18 protein-coding genes are annotated in these 19,793 nt (G+C 72.7%); 4 read left to right on the top strand and 14 right to left on the bottom strand.

Features of this window, described 5'->3' with window-relative positions:
• Window positions 1–1,557 carry an MFS transporter gene (locus ABZ815_RS32170; RefSeq protein WP_357704546.1) on the top strand — a complete coding sequence of 519 codons (1,557 nt, stop codon included), beginning with the start codon at window positions 1–3 and terminating at the stop codon, window positions 1,555–1,557.
• Window positions 1,558–1,581: 24 nt separating this feature from the next.
• Here ABZ815_RS32170 and aspS read toward each other — a convergent pair whose 3' ends face one another.
• The 5 genes from aspS to ABZ815_RS32145 form a co-directional block, all read right to left on the bottom strand.
• Window positions 1,582–2,838, bottom strand: a complete 1,257-nt coding sequence (aspS, locus tag ABZ815_RS32165) for an aspartate--tRNA(Asn) ligase (protein WP_357704544.1) — start codon at window positions 2,836–2,838, stop codon at window positions 1,582–1,584.
• 275 nt (window positions 2,839–3,113) lie between these two features.
• Window positions 3,114–4,505 (bottom strand): ribosome biogenesis GTPase Der, encoded by a 1,392-nt coding sequence (gene der / locus ABZ815_RS32160; protein WP_357704542.1) that lies wholly within the window; start codon window positions 4,503–4,505, stop codon window positions 3,114–3,116.
• 36 nt (window positions 4,506–4,541) lie between these two features.
• Window positions 4,542–5,198 (bottom strand): (d)CMP kinase, encoded by a 657-nt coding sequence (gene cmk, locus ABZ815_RS32155; protein WP_357704540.1) that lies wholly within the window; start codon window positions 5,196–5,198, stop codon window positions 4,542–4,544.
• 54 nt (window positions 5,199–5,252) lie between these two features.
• Window positions 5,253–6,614 carry a carotenoid oxygenase family protein gene (locus tag ABZ815_RS32150; RefSeq protein ID WP_357704538.1) on the bottom strand — a complete coding sequence of 454 codons (1,362 nt, stop codon included), beginning with the start codon at window positions 6,612–6,614 and terminating at the stop codon, window positions 5,253–5,255.
• A gap of 13 nt (window positions 6,615–6,627) precedes the next feature.
• Window positions 6,628–7,233: a TetR/AcrR family transcriptional regulator gene (locus ABZ815_RS32145; RefSeq protein WP_357704536.1), complete on the bottom strand. Its 606-nt coding sequence runs from the start codon at window positions 7,231–7,233 to the stop codon at window positions 6,628–6,630.
• A 116-nt stretch (window positions 7,234–7,349) separates the two neighbouring features.
• Between ABZ815_RS32145 and ABZ815_RS32140 the strand changes: the two genes are divergently transcribed.
• A complete protein-coding gene (locus ABZ815_RS32140; protein WP_357704534.1) occupies window positions 7,350–8,204 on the top strand; it encodes a glycosyltransferase in 855 nt (284 codons plus the stop codon).
• Between the two features lie 40 nt (window positions 8,205–8,244).
• On the opposite strand, the gene ABZ815_RS32135 is transcribed toward ABZ815_RS32140, so the two are convergent.
• The 9 genes from ABZ815_RS32135 to ABZ815_RS32095 all read right to left on the bottom strand — a co-directional run bounded on the left by ABZ815_RS32135 (window position 8,245) and on the right by ABZ815_RS32095 (window position 17,802).
• The gene (locus ABZ815_RS32135) at window positions 8,245–9,339 is read right to left on the bottom strand and encodes a prephenate dehydrogenase (RefSeq protein WP_357704532.1); all 1,095 of its coding nucleotides are present in this window, start codon (window positions 9,337–9,339) and stop codon (window positions 8,245–8,247) included.
• Between the two features lie 117 nt (window positions 9,340–9,456).
• Window positions 9,457–9,816: a chorismate mutase gene (aroH, locus tag ABZ815_RS32130; protein WP_357704530.1), complete on the bottom strand. Its 360-nt coding sequence runs from the start codon at window positions 9,814–9,816 to the stop codon at window positions 9,457–9,459.
• Between the two features lie 69 nt (window positions 9,817–9,885).
• On the bottom strand, window positions 9,886–11,790 hold the full coding sequence (locus tag ABZ815_RS32125) for a pseudouridine synthase (RefSeq protein WP_357704528.1): 1,905 nt from the start codon (window positions 11,788–11,790) through the stop codon (window positions 9,886–9,888).
• Entirely contained in the window at window positions 11,787–12,308 is a 522-nt protein-coding gene (gene scpB, locus ABZ815_RS32120; protein WP_357704631.1) for an SMC-Scp complex subunit ScpB, read from the bottom strand. The genes ABZ815_RS32125 and scpB overlap by 4 nt, the downstream gene beginning before the upstream one ends.
• Before the next feature lie 346 nt (window positions 12,309–12,654).
• The gene (locus ABZ815_RS32115; RefSeq protein ID WP_357704526.1) at window positions 12,655–13,476 is read right to left on the bottom strand and encodes a segregation/condensation protein A; all 822 of its coding nucleotides are present in this window, start codon (window positions 13,474–13,476) and stop codon (window positions 12,655–12,657) included.
• The gene (locus ABZ815_RS32110; RefSeq protein WP_125630250.1) at window positions 13,473–14,414 is read right to left on the bottom strand and encodes a ParA family protein; all 942 of its coding nucleotides are present in this window, start codon (window positions 14,412–14,414) and stop codon (window positions 13,473–13,475) included. Before ABZ815_RS32110 ends, ABZ815_RS32115 begins: the two co-directional genes overlap by 4 nt.
• A gap of 117 nt (window positions 14,415–14,531) precedes the next feature.
• Entirely contained in the window at window positions 14,532–15,437 is a 906-nt protein-coding gene (locus ABZ815_RS32105) for a site-specific tyrosine recombinase XerD (RefSeq protein ID WP_357704523.1), read from the bottom strand.
• Window positions 15,438–15,452: 15 nt separating this feature from the next.
• Complete coding sequence (locus tag ABZ815_RS32100; RefSeq protein ID WP_357704521.1) at window positions 15,453–16,061, bottom strand: NUDIX hydrolase; 609 nt, start codon at window positions 16,059–16,061, stop codon at window positions 15,453–15,455.
• 76 nt (window positions 16,062–16,137) lie between these two features.
• On the bottom strand, window positions 16,138–17,802 hold the full coding sequence (locus ABZ815_RS32095; RefSeq protein ID WP_357704519.1) for a CTP synthase: 1,665 nt from the start codon (window positions 17,800–17,802) through the stop codon (window positions 16,138–16,140).
• Window positions 17,803–17,933: 131 nt separating this feature from the next.
• Here ABZ815_RS32095 and ABZ815_RS32090 point away from each other — a divergent pair, with 131 nt between their 5' ends.
• Together ABZ815_RS32090 and ABZ815_RS32085 are read left to right on the top strand one after the other, a co-directional pair.
• Window positions 17,934–18,596, top strand: coding sequence for a DapH/DapD/GlmU-related protein (locus tag ABZ815_RS32090; RefSeq protein WP_357704517.1), 663 nt, complete (start codon window positions 17,934–17,936; stop codon window positions 18,594–18,596).
• A gap of 67 nt (window positions 18,597–18,663) precedes the next feature.
• Window positions 18,664–19,782, top strand: a complete 1,119-nt coding sequence (locus tag ABZ815_RS32085; protein ID WP_357704515.1) for a nitronate monooxygenase family protein — start codon at window positions 18,664–18,666, stop codon at window positions 19,780–19,782.
• Window positions 19,783–19,793: the final 11 nt, after the last annotated feature.

Here is a 19,793-nt window from a genome sequence, read left to right as displayed (position 1 = left end):
GTGAGCCGGGCGACCTCCCTCGACCGCGCCCGCCGGGTCGCGCTCGGCGCGGGCGGCGCCGTGGTGCTGCTGGCCGCGCTCGACGCCTACGTGGTCGTGACGGTCCTGATGGACATCGCCCATGACGTGGGCGTGCCACAGAACCACCTGGAACGCGTCACGCCGGTCGTCACCGGGTTCCTGCTCGGGTACGTCGCCGCGATGCCGCTGCTCGGCCAGCTCTCCGACCGTTACGGCCGGCGTCCGCTGATCCACGCCTGCCTGGCGGCGTTCGCGCTCGGCTCGGTGCTGACCGCGCTGGCGGCCGGTGAGGCGATGGTGGTGTCGGGCCGTACGGTGCAGGGCGTGGCGGGCGGGGCGCTGCTGCCGATCACGATGGCGCTGATCGGCGACCTGTGGGAGGAGCGCGACCGGCCGCTCGCGCTCGGCGCGGTGGGCGCGGCGCAGGAGCTGGGCAGCGCCCTCGGCCCCCTGTACGGCGGCGTGCTGGCGCTGGTCCCGCCGGTCGCCGTGGCGGGCGTGGAGCTGGGCGGCTGGCACGCCATCTTCTGGGTCAACGTGCCCCTCGCCGCCCTGGCCGCCGTCGCCGTGCAGCGTACGGTCCCGGCCCGGCCGCCCTCCGGCACGGCCCGCGTCGACGTCGTCGGCGGCGCGCTGCTGGCCCTGGCGCTGGCCCTCCTGGTCGTCGGCCTGTACAACCCCGATCCGGCCACGACCGTGCTGCCGCCGTGGGGGCCGCCGCTGATCGCGGCCGGCGCGGTGGCGGGCGGCGTCTTCGTCTGGTGGGAGATCCGCTCCCCGGTCCGGCTGCTCGACCTGTCGGCCGCCCGCAAGTCGCCGCTGCTGGCGACGCTGGCCGTGAGCTTCCTGACGGGCGCGGCGCTGCTGGTGACGATGGTGTTCGTGCAGTTCGCCGCGCAGACGCTGCTGGATCAGGACGCCCTCGGCGCGGCGCTGGTCCTGGCCAGGTTCCTCGGCGCGCTGACCGTGGGCGCGCTGCTCGGCGGCGTGCTGGCCCGGCGCGTGGGCGAACGCGCGGTGGCCGTGCCGGGCCTGCTGGTCGCGGCGGCCGGATACTGGCTGATGAGCCGCTGGCCCCTCGACCTGGCCGGGGCGGGCCTGGCCGTGGACGCCGACCTGGTCGTGGCGGGGCTCGGCCTCGGCCTGGTGATCGCGCCGGTCTCGTCGGCGGTCCTGCGGGTGAGCCCGGCCGTCCAGCACGGCGTCGCCTCGGCGGCGGTCGTGGTGGCCAGGATGATGGGCATGCTCGTCGGCGTGGCGGGCGTGTCGGCGTGGGGGTTCCACCGGTTCCAGTCGCTGACCGCCCACCTGGACACGCCGCTGCCGTTCGGCGTCGACGCGCAGACCTACCAGCGGCGGCTGGCCGACTACCTGGCCGAGATCGACGCCGCCCTGCACGTCGAGTACACCGAGATGTTCCTGCTCACGGCGTTCGTCTGCCTGCTGGGGGGAGCCGTGGCGCTGCTCATGCCGCGCCGCGCCCTGCCGGAGGCGGCGCCCGCCCTCGCGGACGCCGCCCCCGACACCGAACATTGACCGCGGATCAGGTGGCGCCGCCGGTCAGGGTGACAGGCGGTGCAGGTCGCGGGGGAAGGCGGTGGTCTGGCGGATGTTGGCGGCGCCGGTCAGCCGGGCCGTCCAGCGTTCCAGGCCGAGCGCGAACCCGCCGTGCGGCGGCATCCCGTACCGGAACGCCTGGAGGTAGCCCTCGTACGGCTCCACGTCCCCGTCCAGGGCCTGGACGTAGTCCTCGTACCGGTGCAGCCGCTGGCCGCCGGTCACCAGCTCCAGGCCCCTGAACAGCAGGTCGAAGCCGTTGGAGTAGCCCGGTCTGGCCGGGTCGGGATGGGTGTAGAAGGGCCGCTTGGACATCGGGTAACCGGTGACGAACAGGAACTCCGACCCGTGCTCGCGCAGCGCCCACTCCGACAACCACCGTTCCTGGGCCGGTGACAGGTCGGGCTCGTCCTCGCCGGTCAGCCGCTGGGCCTCGGTGAAGTGCACGGACGGGATCTCGGCCGGGACGACCGGCAGCACGGCCCCGGCCACCTCGACGGCGGACGCGGCCCGGCGGCGCACCGACTCGACCATGCCCGCGACGACCTCCCGCAACACCGCCATCACGTCCCGGTGGTCGGCCACGAAGCCCAGCTCGGCGTCGAGGCTGGTGTACTGGGCCAGGTGGCGGACGGTGTCGTGCGGCTCGGCACGGAAGACCGGCCCGACCTCGTAGACCCGCTCGAACACCCCGACCATCGTCTGCTTGTAGAACTGCGGCGACTGCGCGAGGTAGGCGCGGCGGCCGAAGTAGTCGATGCCGAAGACGTTCGCGCCGGACTCGGTGGCCGAGGCCACGATCTTGGGCGTGTGGATCTCGGTGAACCCGAGCCCGTCCAGCGCCTCGCGGAACCCGGCCACGCTCGCCGCCGAGATCTCCAGCGGCGCCCGCAGCAGCGGATGCCGCAGCGCGACGGGCGCGTGGTCGAGGACCGTCGGCAGCGTCGCGCCCACGACCGGCCGGTAGAGGTCGAACGGCGGCGCCTGGGCGGGCTCGGACAGGACCTCGATCTCCGGCACGGTCAGCTCGACCCCGCCCGGCGCCTGCCCGGCCGGGGTCACGGTGCCGGTGACCCGGACGACGCTCTCCTCCGGCGGCAGCTCGCCGGACGCGCTGACGACCTGCGCCAGCCCGGCACGGTCGCGTACGACCAGGAAGGAGACGGATTTCAGGTGCCGGCGGCGATGGACCCAGCCGGCGATCGTCACTCGTCGGCCGGCGTGCTCAGCGAGCGACGCCGACAGGACACGAGAGATCATTACAGCTCCTCTGCAGGAAATGCATGACCCCTTGGGAGTGCGGGGGAGAAGGGAGCTCCCGGTGCCACCGCACTTTCGCCGCCCGCGAAGGGGCGGCCTCCACGACCCGATGACGGGGGTCAGGCCGGCGGGGCATTTCCTCCCCGCACTCAGGAGTGTCTTCGCCAGCGGAACACGGGACCGCCTTCACAGCTTCCGGCGGCTCTCTGGGCCCGTGCGGCCCGCTGGCTACTCGTCTCCGTCCACGCGTTGCCGTAGATCATACGGCAACGCCGTTACTTGTCCTTCTTGGGACGCTTCTCCCGGATCTTCATCGTGACGTCGATCGGCGACCCGGCGAACCCGAACTCCTCGCGGATGCGCCGCTCGATGAAGCGCCGGTAGGTGTCCTCCAGCCAGCCGGAGGTGAACAGCACGAACTTCGGCGGCTCGACGGACGCCTGCGTGGCGAACAGGATCTTCGGCTGCTTGCCCCCCCGGACGGGCGGCGGCGTCGCGTGCACCAGCTCGGTCAGGAACGCGTTGAGCCGCGCCGTCGGCACCCGGGTGGACCAGGAGTCGAGCGCCTTCTCCAGCGCGGGCACCAGCCGGTCCATGTGGCGGCCGGTCTTGGCGGAGATGTTCACCCGCAGCGCCCACGGGGTGCGCACGAGCTGCCGGTCGATCTCCTTCTCCAGGTAGTAGCGGCGGTCCTCGTCGACGAGGTCCCACTTGTTGAACGCCACCACCATGGCCCGCCCGGACTCGATCACCAGGCCGATGATCCGCAGGTCCTGCTCGGTGAGCGGCTCGCTGGCGTCGATCAGCACGATCGCCACCTCCGAGCGGTCGAGGGCGGCCCGGGTGCGCATGGCCGCGTAGAAGTCGGCCCCCTGCAGCTCGCGGTCGCGCCGCCGGATGCCGGCGGTGTCGACGAAACGCCAGGTGCGCCCGCCCAGCTCGATCAGCTCGTCGACCGGGTCGCGGGTGGTGCCCGCCATCGGGTCGACCAGCACCCGCTCTTCCCCCGCCAGCTTGTTGAGCAGCGAGGACTTGCCCACGTTGGGCTTGCCGAGCAGCGCCACGCGGGCCGGGCCGCGCTCGACGCCGAAGGTCAGCTGCGGCGTCTCGGGCAGCGCGTCGAGCACCACGTCGAGCAGGTCGCCGCTGGAGCGGCCGTGCAGCGCGGAGACCGGGTAGGGCTCGCCGAGCCCGAGGGCCCACAGCCCGGCGGCCTCCAGCTCTAGCTGCTGGTTGTCGACCTTGTTGGCGGCCAGGATCACCGGCTTGCCCGACTGGCGCAGCACCGCGCCCACGATCTCGTCGGCGTCGGTCGCGCCCACGGTGGCGTCGACCACGAACACGATCACGTCGGCCAGCTCGACCGCGACCTGGGCCTGCTCGGCGATGCGCAGGTTCATCCCGGTGGCGTCAGGGTCCCAGCCGCCGGTGTCGACGACGGTGAAGCGGCGGCCGCGCCAGTTGGCGTCGTAGGTGACGCGGTCGCGGGTGACGCCCGGCACGTCTTCGACGACCGCCTCGCGGCGGCCGATGATGCGGTTGACCAGCGTGGACTTGCCCACGTTGGGGCGGCCCACGATGGCGACGACCGGCAGAGGCGTGGTGTCGCCGTGCTCGGTGACTTCCAGCTCGTCGAGGTCAGCCTCGACCCAATCCCCCGTTGACATGATTGTTCATCCTTAGGTGAGTACCGCACCTGGAGGTCAGGTGCGCTCCTTGACCAGCCTCAGCACCTCCGCGATGACCTCTTCGAGGTTGAGCGCGGTGGTGTCGAGCTCGACGGCGCCATCCGCCATCGAGAGTGGGTCCGTCTTACGTGTCGAGTCCAGGGTGTCACGGCGTTCCATGGCGGCCTGCTGCGCCTCCACCGTGGAGCCGGTCAGCTCCGCGCTCCTGCGGCGGGCACGGGCCTCGGCGCTGGCCGTCAGGTAGACCTTGACGGGCGCGTCGGGGCAGACGACCTTGCCGATGTCGCGGCCCTCGACCACGATGTCACCGGCGCCGGCGATCTCCCGCTGGAGCGCGACCAGCAGCCTGCGCACCTCGGGGACGGCGGCGACGGCCGAGACCGCGCCGGTCACGTCGGACCCCCGGATGGGCGCGCCCACGTCGACGCCGTCGACGTGGATCGTGGGGCCCTCGGGGTCGGTGCCGGAGACGATGGACGGCTCGCCGCAACGGGCCGCGATCGCCTCGGGATCGGCCAGGTCGACGCCCTGCCGGAGCATCCACCACGTCATCGCCCGGTACATGGCCCCGGTGTCGAGGTAACGCAGGCCCAGCGCACGGGCGACCCCGCGCGACACGCTCGACTTGCCCGACCCCGAAGGACCGTCCATGGCGACGACCAGACCGGACACGGCCTCTCCCTCTTCACGTGTGTTTCCCCAACCTGAAGAGGCTACCGCCTCCGGTCAGTCCGCGATCCAGCTCCCGTGGAAGCCGAGCGGGACCCTGGCGGGCAGGTGCACGGTGGCCACCGGCTCGCCGGTGAAGTCCTGGGCCGACAGGATCACCAGGTCGGCCGCTCCCCTGGCCGGGTCGTTGACGTAGGTGAGCAGGTAGCCGTCGTCCTCGGCGGCGCCGGAGGGCACGAACACCGGCTCCCCCACGTACGCGCCCCGCCCGAACCGCCGCGACTCCTGCGTGCCGCGCTCCAGGTCGTGCTTGATGAGCGTGTTGTCGAACGCCTCGTCGGGCAGGTCCTCCAGCTCGGCGCCGGCCGGGTAGATCACGTCGTGCAGGTCGGCGGCGGCCGAGGTGTAGCCGTAGCGGTACGGGCTGCCGGTGCGGCGCTCGTCGATGCGCGGGAACTCCTGCGGACGGTCGTCCAGGCGGGTGGTGGTGACCCGGCCGGCGGCGGGGTCGACGCGCCACCGGTCGAGCGTGGGCGCGCCGCCCAGGTCGAGCCGGGCGTCCACGAACCGCTTGGGGTAGCGGACGACGTCCACCACGACCTCGTCGCCGTCGTCGTAGGCGTTGAGCGTGTGGAAGACCCAGCACGGGTCGATGTCCACCCAGCGCACGTCGCCGGTCTCGCGCGAGAGCAGGCCGAGCCGGGCCGGGCGGGCGTCGTCCCACGCGTACGGGAGCGGCGCGCCGCGCTCGGCGTGGGCCATGCTGAGCGTGACCGGCAGGTCGTAGATCACGACGAATCGGCGGGTCAGCGCGAAGTCGTGCAGCATCGGGCGGTCGGCGACCGGGACGTCCCTGACCTGGGCCACCACGCCCTTGGGGTCGATCACGATGTGCTGGTGGTGGTCCCAGCCGGCGAAGTAGGCCATGGCGTGCAGCTCGCCGGTGACCGGGTCGAGGTGGGTGTGGGCGGCGTACCCGCCGGGCAGGCCGCCGACGAAGTCGCACGCGCCGACCGTGTCGAGCTCGTAGCTCAGCTCGTACGGCAGCCCGCCCGCCTCCACGGTCGCGAACGTGCGCCCGGCGATGCCGATGACGTGCGTGTTGGCCGCGAAGTCCATGCCCGCGTGCACCGGGCCCGGCGCCGGCGTCCCGCCCAGCCGCCGGGCGACCTCGGCGTTGCGCACCCACCGGTTGCGGTACCACTCGGCCCGCCCGCCGCGCAGCCGCACGCCGTGCACCATGCCCTCGCCCATGAACAGGTGGGTGGCGGACGGGTCGTCGAGGCTGAGCGGGTTGGGCCCGTTGCGCAGGTAGCGACCGTCGAGCTCGGCGGGGATGCGGCCGGTGACCTCCAGGTCGAAGGCCGTGATCTCCTCCGTCGCGGGTGCGAAGCCGTTGCGGAAGGGGGTGGTGGTCATCGTGCGCTTCCTCTCAGGTCTGGAACGGCGTGAGCACGGAGGTGCAGAGCAGCAGGAAGCGCTGTCCGGCCTCGGCGCTGTCGAAGAAGCCGGAGATCTCCAGGCTCACGGCGCCGTGGATCGCCATCCACAGCACGTCGGCTATCTCGCCGGCGGCGGCCCCGCGCAGCCGTCCGGCCTCCAGGCAGGCGGCCACGGCCTCGACCAGGATGTCGAACGTCCGCCGCCCGGCGGTGACCGCGTCGGGACCGGGCTGGAAGCCGTGCATCGCGTTCTGGAACATGACCCGGTAGTAGTCGGGCTCGTCCAGCGCGTACTCGCGGTAGGCCGCCAGGCCCGCGTGCAGCGCCGGGAGCGGGTCCTCCTGGGCGGGGACGGCCAGCAGCCGCGCCTCCAGCCGGGCGAAGCCCTCCAGCCACAACGCCTCGCTGAGGCCGTCCTTGCCGCCGAAGAGGGTGTAGATCACCTTCGTGGAGCAGCCGACCTGGCCCGAGATGCGCCGTACGGTGAGCGCCGCCGGGCCCTCGGCGACGAGCAGGCTCTTCGCGGCGTCGAGGATGGCCGACCTGACCACGCTCTGGCCTTCCTGCTGGGCTTGCCGGTACGCGGTGACCACCATTGAGTAACACCGTTTCTTGTCGGTAACGCTGTTACCGTCCTTTGTACGCCTCCCCCGGCCCACCGTCAATGCCTCCCGCGAGGAGTAGGCGGGCCCGCCCAGGTAAGAGGTCCGGCGTGACGGAGACGAAGCGAGCACGGGTCACGGTCGTGGTGGCCTCCAGGGACCGGGTCCGCTCGCTGGCCCGCACGCTGCCCCGCCACCCGAGTCCGGTGATCCTCGTCGACAACGGCTCCACCGACGGGACCGCCGGTTTCGTCGCCAAGCACTTCCCCGACGTCCGCGTGGTCGAGGCGGGGGCCAACCTCGGCGCGCCGGCGCGCAACGCCGGCGTGCGACTGGCCGAGACCCCGTACGTCGCCTTCGCCGACGACGACTCCTGGTGGGCGCCGGGCGCGCTGGAGCGGGCGGCCGACGTGCTGGACGCCCATCCCCGCCTGGCGGTGCTGGGCGCGCGCGTGCTGGTCGGGCCGCAGGAGCGGCTGGACCCCGTCTCGGAGGCGATGCGCGACTCCCCGCTCGGCGTCGAGGACGACCTGCCCGGACCCAGCGTGCTCGGCTTCCTGGCCTGCGGGGCCGTCGTGCGCAAGGAGGCGTTCCTGGACGCCGGCGGCTTCGACGACGTGATCTTCTTCTTCGGCGAGGAGGAACGGCTGGCCGTGGACCTGGCCGCGCGCGGCTGGGGGCTGGCCTATGTGGAGGACGTCGTCGCCCACCACCACCCGTCACCCTCCCGCGACCCGCGCGGCAGGCAGGCGCTGGCGGCGCGCAACGCCGTGCTGACCGCCGTGCTGCGCCGTCCGTGGCCGGTGGTGGCCCGACGGTCCCTTCAGGCGCTGCTGGGCGGTCCCGCGGGCCGCCGGGGGCTGCGCACCGTCGTACGGCGGCTGCCCAGGGCCCTGGCCGCCCGGCGCGGCCTGCCGGTCGCCGTGGAACGCGCCCGGCGCAGGCTGGAACGGGCCGCCGACTGAGGGGGCTCGGCGCCGGCCCGTCGTGCCCAGCGTCCCTTGATCAGGGGACCTGCCAGCCTCGTTCGCGCAGGGCTCCGGCGAGCGGCGTGGCCGCGTCCGGCTGGACCCACAGCTCGGCGATGCCCAGGGGCAGCCCCGGCGCGTGCTCCAGCCGCACGTCCTCGACGTTGACCCCGACCTCGTCGCACACCTGGAACAGCCGCGCGAGCTGCCCGGGACGGTCACCGATGACCACCTGGACGACCACATAGGCCGGGGCGGGACCGCCGTGCTTGCCCGGGATGCGCCCGTGCCCGGCGACGCCGCGCTTCAGAAGATGGGTCAGTTCACCGCTCGCGGTGCCGTCGCCCTCGGCCAGGGAGCGCAGCGCGGTCGCGGCCTCGGCCAGGTCGCGGGAGACGGCCTCCAGCACCTCGGCGACCGGCGTCGCGTTGCCCGACAGGATGCCGAGCCAGAGCCCGGGGTCGCCGCCCGCGATCCTGGTCACGTCGCGCACCCCCTGCCCGGCCAGGCCGAGCGCGACCTCGGTGGCGTCGGCCAGGCGGGCCGCCACGGCCGAGGCGGCGACGTGGGGGGCGTGCGAGACGACGGCGACCGCGCGGTCGTGCTCCTCGGCGCCCACCTCGACGGGGTTGGCCCCGCACAGCTCGATCAGCCTCAGCACCGCCGCCCTGGCCTCCGCCGCGGCCTCGCCGGTCGGGCACAACGCCCACGGCCGGCCGAGGAACAGGTCGGCCCTGGCCGCCCCCGGGCCGGACTTCTCCCGCCCGGCCAGCGGGTGGGAGGCGACGTAGGACGTCAGGTCGCAGCCCAGCCGCGCGGCCTGACTGATGGGCTCGGCCTTGACGCTGGCGACGTCGGTGTAGAACCGGGCCACGCCGCGCTTCTGCAGCTTCAGCAGCTCGTCGGCGACGTGGGCCGGGGGCACCGCGATGACCGCCAGGTCCACCTGCCCGGCGGGCGCCCGGTCCGGCTCCCACTCCTCGCCCGCGCCCAGCTCCCTGGCCAGCCGCACGGCGGCCGCGTCACGGTCGGCGAGCAGCACGCGCACGTCGTGCTTGCGCAGCGCCAGGGCCGCCGAGGTGCCGATGAGACCGGTGCCGACGACGAGCACGGTACGGAGTTCCGAGGCCATATCGATGTCCTGATTTATCGGGCTGGTGAGAGTGTTGCCTGTCGTGTCCGCCAGGCAGGTGCCGTACGACTCCGCCAGGCGGACGCCGCACGGCGATCCGGCTCGCGGCAGGCGCGCCTACTGGGCGATGTCCTGCCGCAGCGCGACCGCGCCCCGCAGATACACATGCTGCATCTCTGCCCGCGGACGGTCGGTCTCCACATGGGCCATCAGGCGCACCACGCGGGGCAGCGCGCCCGGCACGTCGATCTCGGTGCAGCAGATCAGCGGGACGTCGTGGAAACCCAGCTTGCGCGCCGCCAGGGCGGGGAACTCGGCGGTCAGGTCGGGGGTGGCGGTGAACAGCACGCTGATCACGTCGTCCGTGGTGAGGCTGTTGCGCTCCATGAGCGCCTGGACCAGCTCGGTCGTCCCCTGGATGATCGAGTCACGGTCGTCGGCGTCCAGCTGGATCGCCCCGCGGATCGCCCGCACCATGCGCCTTGTCCCCCTCCATAGCGGGAGAGCCCGTGCGAGATACGCACGGGCTCCTGCGTTCCGGCCAGATTACAGCTTCACGGCCGCGTAAAGTTCGCCGACCTCCTTCAAGGTCAGCGCGCGGACCGTGCCGGCCTTGGTGCGGCCCAGCTTCACCGGGCCGAACTCGATCCTGGCCAGGTCGATCACCCGGTGACCGGCCTCCTCCAGCATGCGCCTGACGACGTGCTTGCGGCCCTCGTGCAGCACCACCTCGATCAGCGCCTGCTGGCCGTGCTCCTGCACGATGGCGAAGCTGTCGGCCTTGGCGATGCCGTCCTCCAGCTCGATGCCCTGACGGAGCCTGCGGCCGAGGTCGCGCGGGATCGGCCCCGGCACCTTGGCCCAGTACTTCTTCTGCACCCCGTAGCTGGGGTGCGTCAGCCGGTTGGCCAGCTCGCCGTCGTTGGTGAGCAGCAGCAGGCCCTCGGTCTCGGTGTCGAGCCGGCCGACGTGGAACAGCCTCGGCGCCAGCTCCTCGACGTAGTCGGCCAGGCACGGGCGGCCCTGCGGGTCGTCCATGGTGGACACGACGCCGATCGGCTTGTTGAGGGCGTAGTAGACCAGGTCGGGGGCGGTCGGGATGCGCTTGCCGTCGACGTGGATGACCTGGGTCGCGGGGTCGACCTTGGCGCCGAACCGGCGGACGACCTGGCCGTTGACCGTGACGCGGCCGTCGCCGATCATCTCCTCGCAGGCGCGCCTGCTGGCCACGCCCGCCTGGGCGAGCACCTTCTGCAGGCGCACGCCGTTGGGGACCTCGGTGGTGTCGCGCTCGTCGGTGTAGTCGTCGTCGTAGAAGGCACGGTCGCGCAGCGGCTGGCGGGCGGCCTTGACGCGCCTGGCCTGGGGGCTCTGGGAGCCGGCCGCAGGCCGTCCGCCGCCGAGCGTCTGCACGTCGTCGCGCCTCGGGGTACGCGGCTGCTGCCCGCGCGGGTTGTCCTCGCGCCTGCCGAACCGGGCACGGGTGTTGCCCGCGCCGGCCGAGCGAGGCGCCTCGTCCCTGCGCCCGCCGCGGTCGGCACGGAAGCCGCCGCGCTCCTGACGCTCGCCGTCGCCGCCACGTGCGGGACGTGCGCCGCCACGGGAGTCGGCGTAACCGCGCCGCTCGCCCGCGTAACCACCGCGGCCGGCGGAAGACCCGCCACGACCGCCGGAGAAGCCGCCCCGGTCACCCGAGGGGCCACCGCGCTCGCCGGAGTATCCGCCACGGTCGCCGGAGTACCCGCCGCGCTCGCCACCGGCGTAACCACTGCGCTCACCACGCCGGTCGCCGCCGTAGCCGCCGCGCCGGTCGTCGCCGAACCTGCCCCGGTCGCCGGACCGGGCAGCCCCGCCGAAGCCCTCGCCACGCGGCCGGTCGCCACCCTCACGACGAGGACGGTCGCCACCCTCATGACGGGGACGCTCGAAACGGTCGCCACGCGGGCCGCGGTCACCGCGGTCGTCACGGAAGCGGTCGCCGCCGGCCGGCCGGTCGGCGCGCTGGTAGCGGTCGTCGCGGTCGTCACGCGCCGGACGGTCCGCGCGGTCGCCGCGCGAGTAGCCGTCGCGGTCGCCGCCGGAACGGCCGAAGCGGTCGCCACCGGAGGCGGGGCGGCCGGAACGGTCACCGCCGAAGCCGGGCCGGCCGGAACGCTCGCCGCCGGAACGCCCGGAGCGGTCGCCACCGGAGGCGGGACGGCCGGAGCGGTCGCCACCGCGGGGGCCGGAGTCCTGGCGGGCGCGGTCGTCGCGGTCGCCGTAGCGGGCGCGGGCTCCGCCGCGGTCCGCGCGGAGGGAGTCGCGGCGGGGGTCGTCCCCGCCGAAGCCGCCGCCGAAGGTGTCGCGGCGGTTGTCGTCGGAGCGGAAGGCGGGACGCCCGCCGCGGCCGGAGCCGCCGGTACGTCCACGACCGCGTCCATCACCGGACGGGGTGCTGCGCCTGTTGATCACTTTGTTGTCTCCTCGAGGTTCTCCACGTCGTCGGGGAGGAAGGGAGCGAGCTCGGGAAGCTCGCTGAGGTCCCGCAGTCCCAGACGTTCCAGGAAGTATGAGCTTGTCCGGTAGAGCACTGCCTGGCTCTCCGGGTCGGTGCCGGCCTCTTCGACCAGCCCCCTGGCGACGAGCGTCCGCATGACGCCGTCGCTGTTGACGCCGCGTACGGCGGCGACGCGGGCGCGGCTCACCGGTTGCCGGTAGGCCACGACCGCGAGGGTCTCCAGCGCGGCCTGGGTCAGCCGCGTCTGCTGGCCGTCGCGGACGAACCGCTCGACCAGCGCCGCGCAGTCGGCCCGCGTGTAGAAACGCCAGCCACCCGCGACTTCCCGCAGATCAAAACCCCGCCCGGCGTCGGTATATTCCTTCGCCAGCCCTCTGAGTGCCGCCGCGACCTCGTGGGTGGGGCGCTCCAGCACCTGGGCCAGCGTGATCTCGGCGACGGGCTCGTCGACGACCATCAGGATGGCCTCCAGGGCCGCCTCAAGAGCGGGCCCCGCCGCCTGAGCCTCCTCCTCCGGCGCGTCCTGCCGGGCTTCCTGCCGGCCCTCCTCCCGGTCGGCGACGCTCACCGGCGCGGCCTCGGAAGGCGCGGCGGTGTCCGAGGGCCGCTCGGGGCCGGCGGAAGGCGACTCCGGGAAGGACGACTCGGGCGACGGCGAGGGCTTCGGCGGCGCGACCGGGAGGTCGGGGCCGGAGGGCAGGGCGGGCGACTCCTCCGGGGAGGCGGGCTGGACGAGGGAGCCCGGGAGGGTCATCCAGGCGGGCAGCGGCGACCCGGAATCGGGGGCCTTGCGGGGGCCTGGAAGGGGGTTGGGGTTGTCAGTCATTCGATGGTTTCTCCGCGGATTCCTCGTAGTCGTCGCCCACCGCGACGTCGCCGTCGTCGGCGCCCGTCCAGGTCACGTGGAGCTCTCCCAGCGCCTCGACCTGCTCGAACGTCACCGCCGACTCCCTGAACAGCTCCAGCACGGCCAGGAAGCGGGCGATGACCTCGAAGGTGCCCTCGCAGTCGGCCGTCAGCGCGCGGAAGGTGGCCCGGCGCATCCGGCGCAGGTGCATGACCAGGATGGCCGCCTGCTCCTTGACGCTGGCCAGAGGCTGGTAGATGTGGCCGACGCTGACCGTGGGCGGAAGTTTCGGGGTGAACGCCTTGGCCGCGATGCGGGCGAGCTGCTCGGGCCCGATCCCGAGGATGAGCTCGGGCAGGAGGTCGGCGAACTGCGGCTCCAGCGACACCGTACGGGGGAAGCGCAGCCCCTCCTCGGCCATCCGCCCCGCGAAGACCTTCACGACCTCCTTGTACGCCTTGTACTGCAGCAGCCGGGCGAACAGCAGGTCTCTGGCCTCCAGGAGCGCAAGGTCCTCTTCGTCCTCCACCTCGCCGGAGGGCAGCAGCCGGGCCGCCTTGAGGTCGAGCAGCGTGGCCGCGACCAGCAGGAAGTGGCTGGTCTGGTCGAGGTCCCACTCCGGGCCCCTGGACCGGATGTAGGCGATGAACTCGTCGGTGACCTTGGAGAGCGAGACCTCGGTGATGTCGAGCTTGTGCTTGGCGATCAGGCCGAGGAGCAGGTCGAAGGGGCCCTCGAAGACGTCCAGGTGAACCTGGAAGCCTTGGGGGGTCTCGGTCTGCTCTGCGGTCACCTGGCCATTGTCGCAGGCGCCGGCCAACGCGAGAGCACCTCGCGGGCCAGTTCGCGGTAGGCGTTGGCGCCGAGGGACGACGGGTCGAAGGTGGTGATCGGCTCGCCCGCGACGGTGGCGTCGGGGAAGCGGACCGTACGGTTGATCACCGTGTGGAACACCTTGTCGCCGAACGCCTCCACCACGCGGGCCAGCACCTCGCGGCCGTGCAGCGTACGGGCGTCGTACATGGTGGCGAGCAGGCCCTCGATCTCGAGGTCTTCGTTGAGACGCTCCTGGACCTTGGAGATGGTGTCCATGAGCAGCGCGACGCCGCGCAGGGCGAAGAACTCGCACTCCAGCGGCACCATGACGCCGTGGGCGCAGGTCAGCGCGTTGATGGTGAGCAGGCCGAGCGACGGCTGGCAGTCGATGAGGCAGACGTCGTAGTGCGGCAGCAGCGGCTTGATCACCCGGCCGAGCACCTGCTCGCGGGCGACCTCGGTGACGAGCTGCACTTCGGCGGCCGACAGGTCGATGTTGCTGGGCAGCAGGTCGAGGCCCTCGACGCCGGTCTCCAGCAGGACGTCCTCGGCGGTGACCCCGCGGTCCATCAGCAGGTTGTAGACGGTCAGGTCGAGCTGGAGCGGGTTGATGCCCAGGCCGACCGAGAGCGCGCCCTGCGGGTCGAAGTCGACCAGCAGCACCTTCAGCCCGCACTCGACCAGCGCCGCGCCCAGGTTGATGGTGGTGGTCGTCTTGCCGACGCCGCCCTTCTGGTTGACCATCGCGACCACTCGCGCCGGCCCGTGCACCTGCGGCGGGACCGGTTCAGGGAACACCGGTCGCGGGCGCTGGGTGGGGCCCAGGTTGACGCCGTTGGAAGGCGCGTTGGTCTTGGTGTCACCCCAGGGGTTGTCGGGGGTCCCCTGGGTCGAACCCTTGGTCGTCACAGTCACCAGCTCGAACCTCCCTGACGATCCCGAACCGGACCGTCCGGACGGACACTATGGCGTCACCACTAAACGCGGCAAGGCGGCACGCCGGGGCGCCGCGCACGCGCAAAAGACTATAGATCACTGCCGGGCGCGCGGGTGCGCCGCGGCGTAGACCTCGCGGAGTTTGTCGACCGTGACCAAGGTGTAGACCTGCGTGGTCGTGACCGAGGCGTGACCGAGCAGCTCCTGGACCACCCTGACGTCCGCGCCTCCGTCGAGCAGGTGGGTGGCGAAGGAGTGGCGCAGGACGTGCGGGCTGACGCCGGCCAGACCGGCGCGTTCGGCGGCGGCCTGGAGCACTTCCCAGGCCCCCTGCCTGGTCAAGCGGCCGCCGCGGGCGTTGAGGAAGACCGCAGGGGTGCCGCGTCCGTGGGCGAGCAGGCCGGGCCTGGCGCGGACGAGGTAGGCGTCGAGGGCCGAGCGCGCGTAGCGGCCGAGCGGGACGACGCGCGTGCGGCCGCCCTTGCCGCGCAGTCGCACCTGGTCGGGTTCGAGGTCGTCGACGGCCAGGCCGACGGCCTCGGAGATGCGGGCGCCGGTGCCGTACAGGACCTCCAGCAGGGCGCGGTTGCGCAGGGTGAGCGGGGCGCCGTCGGGGCCGGAGGCGGCGATGAGGCGTTCGACCTCGTCGACGGCGATCGCCTTGGGCAGCCTGCGGAGCTGGCGCGGCGGGCGTACCTCGTGGGCGGGGTCGTGGGCCGTGACGCCTTCACGCAGGGCGAACCGGTGGAGCCCGCGTACGGCCGACACGGCCCGGGCGGCCGAGCTGGCCACGAGGGCGGGATGCTCCCGGTCGCCCTCGCGCAGCGCGGCGAGGAAGGCCTGAACGTCGGCCTCCCCCACCTCGTCGAGCTTCAGCCGCCCCCGCGCCTGAAGATGTTCGAAGTATCGCCGCAGGTCACGGCGGTAGGACGCGAGCGTGTTGGCAGCCAGGCCCCGCTCCACCGCCAGATGGGCGAGGTAGCTGGAGAGCACCGCCTCCACGACATGGTCCTTCCGTCACGCCTCCGGGGCGTCGGCGGGGCGCAACAGGGCGAATCCCTCAACCGAAGCCGCATATGCGGCGAGGATACCGGCCACGGCCGGGGAATTGTGGATCATTCCCATGAGCGCCTTCTCGACCGCGTCGGCCAGCGGCACCCATTCGACCGGCATGCCGATCTCCTCGTGCCGGTGGACGAAGGTGTTCTCCTCGTCGGGGATCCTGCTCAGGCCGCGGGCCAGGAAGACCCTGATCCGCTCGTCGGTCATGCCGGGAGAGGAACGCAGGTCGACCAGGGTGTGCCAGGTGTCGGCGCGGTAGCCGGACTCCTCGGCGAGCTCGCGGGCCGCGGTGGTGGCGAGCGGTTCGCCCGCCACGTCGCGGAGGCCGGCCGGCAGCTCCCACATGAGCTGCCGGGTGGGGTGGCGGTACTGCCTGATCATCAGGACGCGGTCGCGGTCGTCGAGCGCGAGCACGGCGACCGAGCCCGGGTGGACGACGTAGTCGCGGTCGGCGACCTCGTCCTGGGGCATCTTGACCGTGTCGGTGACGACCTTGATCACGTAGCCCTGGAAGTGTTCCTTGGACGCGACGACGTCCCACGCCTCGGGCGTGTCTCTGATCATGCTCGCACTCGCTTCCGGTCCTCCGTGGTCACGCGAGCTACCGCCTCCGGACCGAGGCTCGCCGCTCCGGTGACGTTCACTTGCCGACCTTCGTGCTCACGCGGCTGTCGGCGTAGGCCAGGGCGGCGCCGATCAGGCCCTTGAACATCGGGTTGGCGCGGGTGGGACGCGAGCGGAACTCGGGGTGCGCCTGCGTGCCGATGAAGAACGGGTGCACGTCGGCGGGCAGCTCGGTGTACTCCACCAGGCGGCCGTCGGGCGACAGGCCGGAGAAGACCAGGCCGACGTTCTCCAGGCGCTCGCGGTAGGCGTTGTTGACCTCGTACCTGTGGCGGTGGCGCTCGTCGGCCTTGGCCTTGCCGCCGTAGAGCTGCCTGGCCAGGGTGCCCTCGCCGAGCTTGGCGGTGTAGCTGCCGAGCCGCATGGTGCCGCCCATGTCGCGCTCGCCGGCGACGACGTCCTCCTGGTCGGCCATGGTGGAGATGACCGCGTGCTTGGTGTCGGGGTCGAACTCGGCGGAGTTGGCGTCCTCGATGCCGGCCATGTTGCGGGCGGCCTCGATGACCATGCCCTGCATGCCGAGGCAGATGCCGAGCAGCGGGATCCTGCCCTCGCGGGCGTGCCGGATGGCGCCGATCTTGCCCTCGATGCCGCGCACGCCGAACCCGCCGGGGATCAGCACGCCGTCGACGCCGTCGAGCTCGCGCTCGGCGCCCTCGGGGGTCTCGCAGTCGTCGCTCTTGACCCAGCGGATGTTGACCCGCGCGTCGTTGGCGAACCCGCCGGCGCGCAGCGCCTCGGTGACCGACAGGTACGCGTCGGGCAGGTCGATGTACTTGCCGACCAGCGCGATCGTGACCTCCTTGGCCGGGCGGTGCACCCGGCGCAGGAGCTGCTCCCATTCCTTCCAGTCGACGTCCCGGAAGGGCAGTCCGAGGCGGCGCACGACATAGGCGTCGAGGCCCTCGGCGTGCAGCACCTTGGGGATGTCGTAGATGGAGGCGGCGTCGACGGCGGAGACGACGGCGTCCTCGTCGACGTCGCACATGAGGCTGATCTTGCGCTTGATCGCCGTCTGGACGGGCCGGTCGGAGCGCAGCACGATCGCGTCGGGCTGGATGCCGATGCTGCGCAGCGCGGCCACGCTGTGCTGGGTCGGCTTGGTCTTCAGCTCGCCGGACGGGCCGATGTAGGGCAGCAGCGACACGTGCAGGAAGAAGACGTTGTCGCGACCGACCTCGTGCCTGATCTGGCGGACGGCCTCCAGGAACGGCAGCGACTCGATGTCGCCGACCGTGCCGCCGACCTCGGTGATCACGATGTCGACGTCGGGACCGGCCATGCCGCGGATGCGGTCCTTGATCTCGTTGGTGATGTGCGGGATGACCTGGACGGTGTCGCCCAGGTATTCGCCCCGCCGCTCCTTGGCGATGACGTTGGAGTAGATCTGCCCGGTGGTGACGTTGGCCGAGCCGTGCAGGTCGGTGTCGAGGAAGCGCTCGTAGTGGCCGACGTCGAGGTCGGTCTCGGCGCCGTCGTCGGTGACGAACACCTCGCCGTGCTGGAACGGGTTCATCGTGCCGGGGTCGACGTTGAGGTAAGGGTCGAGCTTCTGCATGGTGACCCGGAGGCCGCGCCCCTTGAGCAGGCGGCCGAGGCTGGAGGCGGTGAGCCCCTTGCCAAGACTGGAGGCGACACCGCCGGTGACGAACAGATGCTTGGTTTGCGATGCGCTGCGCAAAGGGGCTCCCGTGGCTCGTGGTGTGGCCGAAGTGTCCACGGGCTCTCAGGATATCAAACAACGCCCCTCACATGCCCGAACGGCATGACCTAGCGGTAACTTTGGTCCCTATGTCACTTGTACGGCGGGCCTTGGGTGCGCTGATTCACCGTGCCTACGCGGCGATCCGGCACGCCGGGGCGATCTCCCCGGACTCCACGGCAGGTTACCGTTTCCGCCGTATCGGCGAGGGTGTCAGCATCGCCTTCCCGCCGGGGGCGATCTTCGGCGAGCGCTGGATCGAGATCGGCGAGCACACGCTGATCGGCGAGCGGGTGTCGATCTCCTGCGGCATGTGGCCCGGCCTGGAGCTCGGCCCCGGCTCGATCCTGCGGATCGGCGGCTCGTGCTCGATCGGCAGGGGCTCGCACATCGTGGCCCACCAGTCGATCGACATCGGCGACCACGTCTTCACCGGCCCGTACGTCTACATCACCGACCAGAACCACGTCTACGACGACCCCGAGACGCCGATCGGCCGCCAGTGGCCGCGCAACAGCCCGGTCTCCATCGGCGCGGGCTCGTGGCTCGGCACGGGGGCGATCATCCTGCCGGGCACGGTCCTGGGGCGGCAGTGCGTGGTGGCGGGGGGCGCGGTGGTGCGCGGCGAGTTCCCCGACCACAGCGTGGTCGCCGGGGTGCCCGCCAGGCGCGTCCGCGGGTACACGCCCGAGCTGGGCTGGCACGACCCCGGCGCGGCGGAGGCCGCCGCGGCGATCGCCCTGGCGCTGGACGGGCAGGCCGGGCCGTCCTGACGCGCCGGGCGACGTCCTGCCGGTCGGGGGATGGACCGAACAAGCTTCTGGAGGTTAGCGTCGGTGCATGCGGACCGCCATCTGTGAGCGCCTGGGCGTCGAGTTCCCGTTGTTCGCCTTCAGCCACTGCCGCGACGTGGTGGCCGCGGTCACGAACGCGGGCGGGTTCGGGGTGCTGGGGGCCGTCGCGTACGCGCCGGAGCGGCTCGACGCCGAGCTGACGTGGATCGACGAGCGGGTGGGCGGGCGGCCGTACGGGGTGGACGTGCTCGTCCCGGGCCGGATCGACGCCTCGGCGCTCGACCTGCGGACCCATCTGCTGGACTTCGTGCCCGACCGCCACCGCGACTTCGTCACCCACCTGCTGTCGAAGTACGGCGTGAACGCGCCGCCGCAGCCGCTGAGCGCCGTCGCCGACGAGTTCGGCAGGCGGGTGACGGCCTCCGGGGCGACCGCGCTGATCGACGTGGCGCTCAAGCACCCGATCGGGCTCATCGCCAGCGCGCTCGGCCCACCGCCGCCGGAGATGCTCGCGAGCGCCAGGAAGGCGGGCGTGCCGGTGGCCGCGCTGGTCGGGACCGTGGAGCACGCGCGCAGGCAGGTGGCGGCCGGGGCGGACATCGTCGTGGCCCAGGGCTCCGAGGCGGGCGGGCACACCGGCGAGATCTCCACGATGGTGCTCGTCCCGCAGGTCGTGGACGCGGTCGCGCCGGTGCCCGTGCTGGCCGCGGGCGGCATCGCCTCCGGACGCCAGATGGCCGCGGCCATGGCGCTCGGGGCCGAGGGCGTGTGGTGCGGCTCGGTGTGGCTGACGACCGAGGAGTCCGAGACCTCGCCCGCGCTCCGGCGCAAGCTGCTGGCCGCCTCTTCGCTGGACACCGTGCGGTCACGCTCGCGTACGGGCAAGCCGGCGCGGCAGCTCAGGTCGGCCTGGACCGAGGAGTGGGACGACGGGCCGGAGAGTCCCGGGCCGCTGGGCATGCCCCTGCAACTGCTGCTGGCCGAGGGGGCGATGGCCCGCATCGGCGCGGCGGCCGACCGCGGCGATCCCGGCGCCCTGGAACTCGTCACCTACTACGTGGGGCAGGTGGTGGGCCAGCTCGACCGGGTCCGGCCGGCCCGTGACGTGGTGTACGACATGATCAGCGAGTTCACCGACGCCGTGGCCCGCCTCTCGTCGTCCTGAGTGGTTCCTCC

The organism is Nonomuraea sp. NPDC047529, from assembly GCF_040642995.1.
Classification (GTDB): Bacteria; Actinomycetota; Actinomycetes; order Streptosporangiales; family Streptosporangiaceae; genus Nonomuraea.
Note: the sequence above shows the minus strand (reverse complement) of the source record. Positions and strands in the feature narration are given on the sequence as shown.

Excerpts from the sequence above, each read along its gene's own strand:
- ABZ815_RS32100 (WP_357704521.1), bottom strand. The coding sequence starts at position 16,061 with ATGATCAGAGACACGCCCGAGGCGTGGGACGTCGTCGCGTCCAAGGAA.
- ABZ815_RS32145 (WP_357704536.1), bottom strand. The coding sequence starts at position 7,233 with ATGGTGGTCACCGCGTACCGGCAAGCCCAGCAGGAAGGCCAGAGCGTG.
- ABZ815_RS32085 (WP_357704515.1), top strand. The coding sequence starts at position 18,664 with ATGCGGACCGCCATCTGTGAGCGCCTGGGCGTCGAGTTCCCGTTGTTC.
- ABZ815_RS32150 (WP_357704538.1), bottom strand. The coding sequence starts at position 6,614 with ATGACCACCACCCCCTTCCGCAACGGCTTCGCACCCGCGACGGAGGAG.
- ABZ815_RS32135 (WP_357704532.1), bottom strand. The coding sequence starts at position 9,339 with ATGGCCTCGGAACTCCGTACCGTGCTCGTCGTCGGCACCGGTCTCATC.
- aroH (WP_357704530.1), bottom strand. The coding sequence starts at position 9,816 with ATGGTGCGGGCGATCCGCGGGGCGATCCAGCTGGACGCCGACGACCGT.
- aspS (WP_357704544.1), bottom strand. The coding sequence starts at position 2,838 with ATGATCTCTCGTGTCCTGTCGGCGTCGCTCGCTGAGCACGCCGGCCGA.
- der (WP_357704542.1), bottom strand. The coding sequence starts at position 4,505 with ATGTCAACGGGGGATTGGGTCGAGGCTGACCTCGACGAGCTGGAAGTC.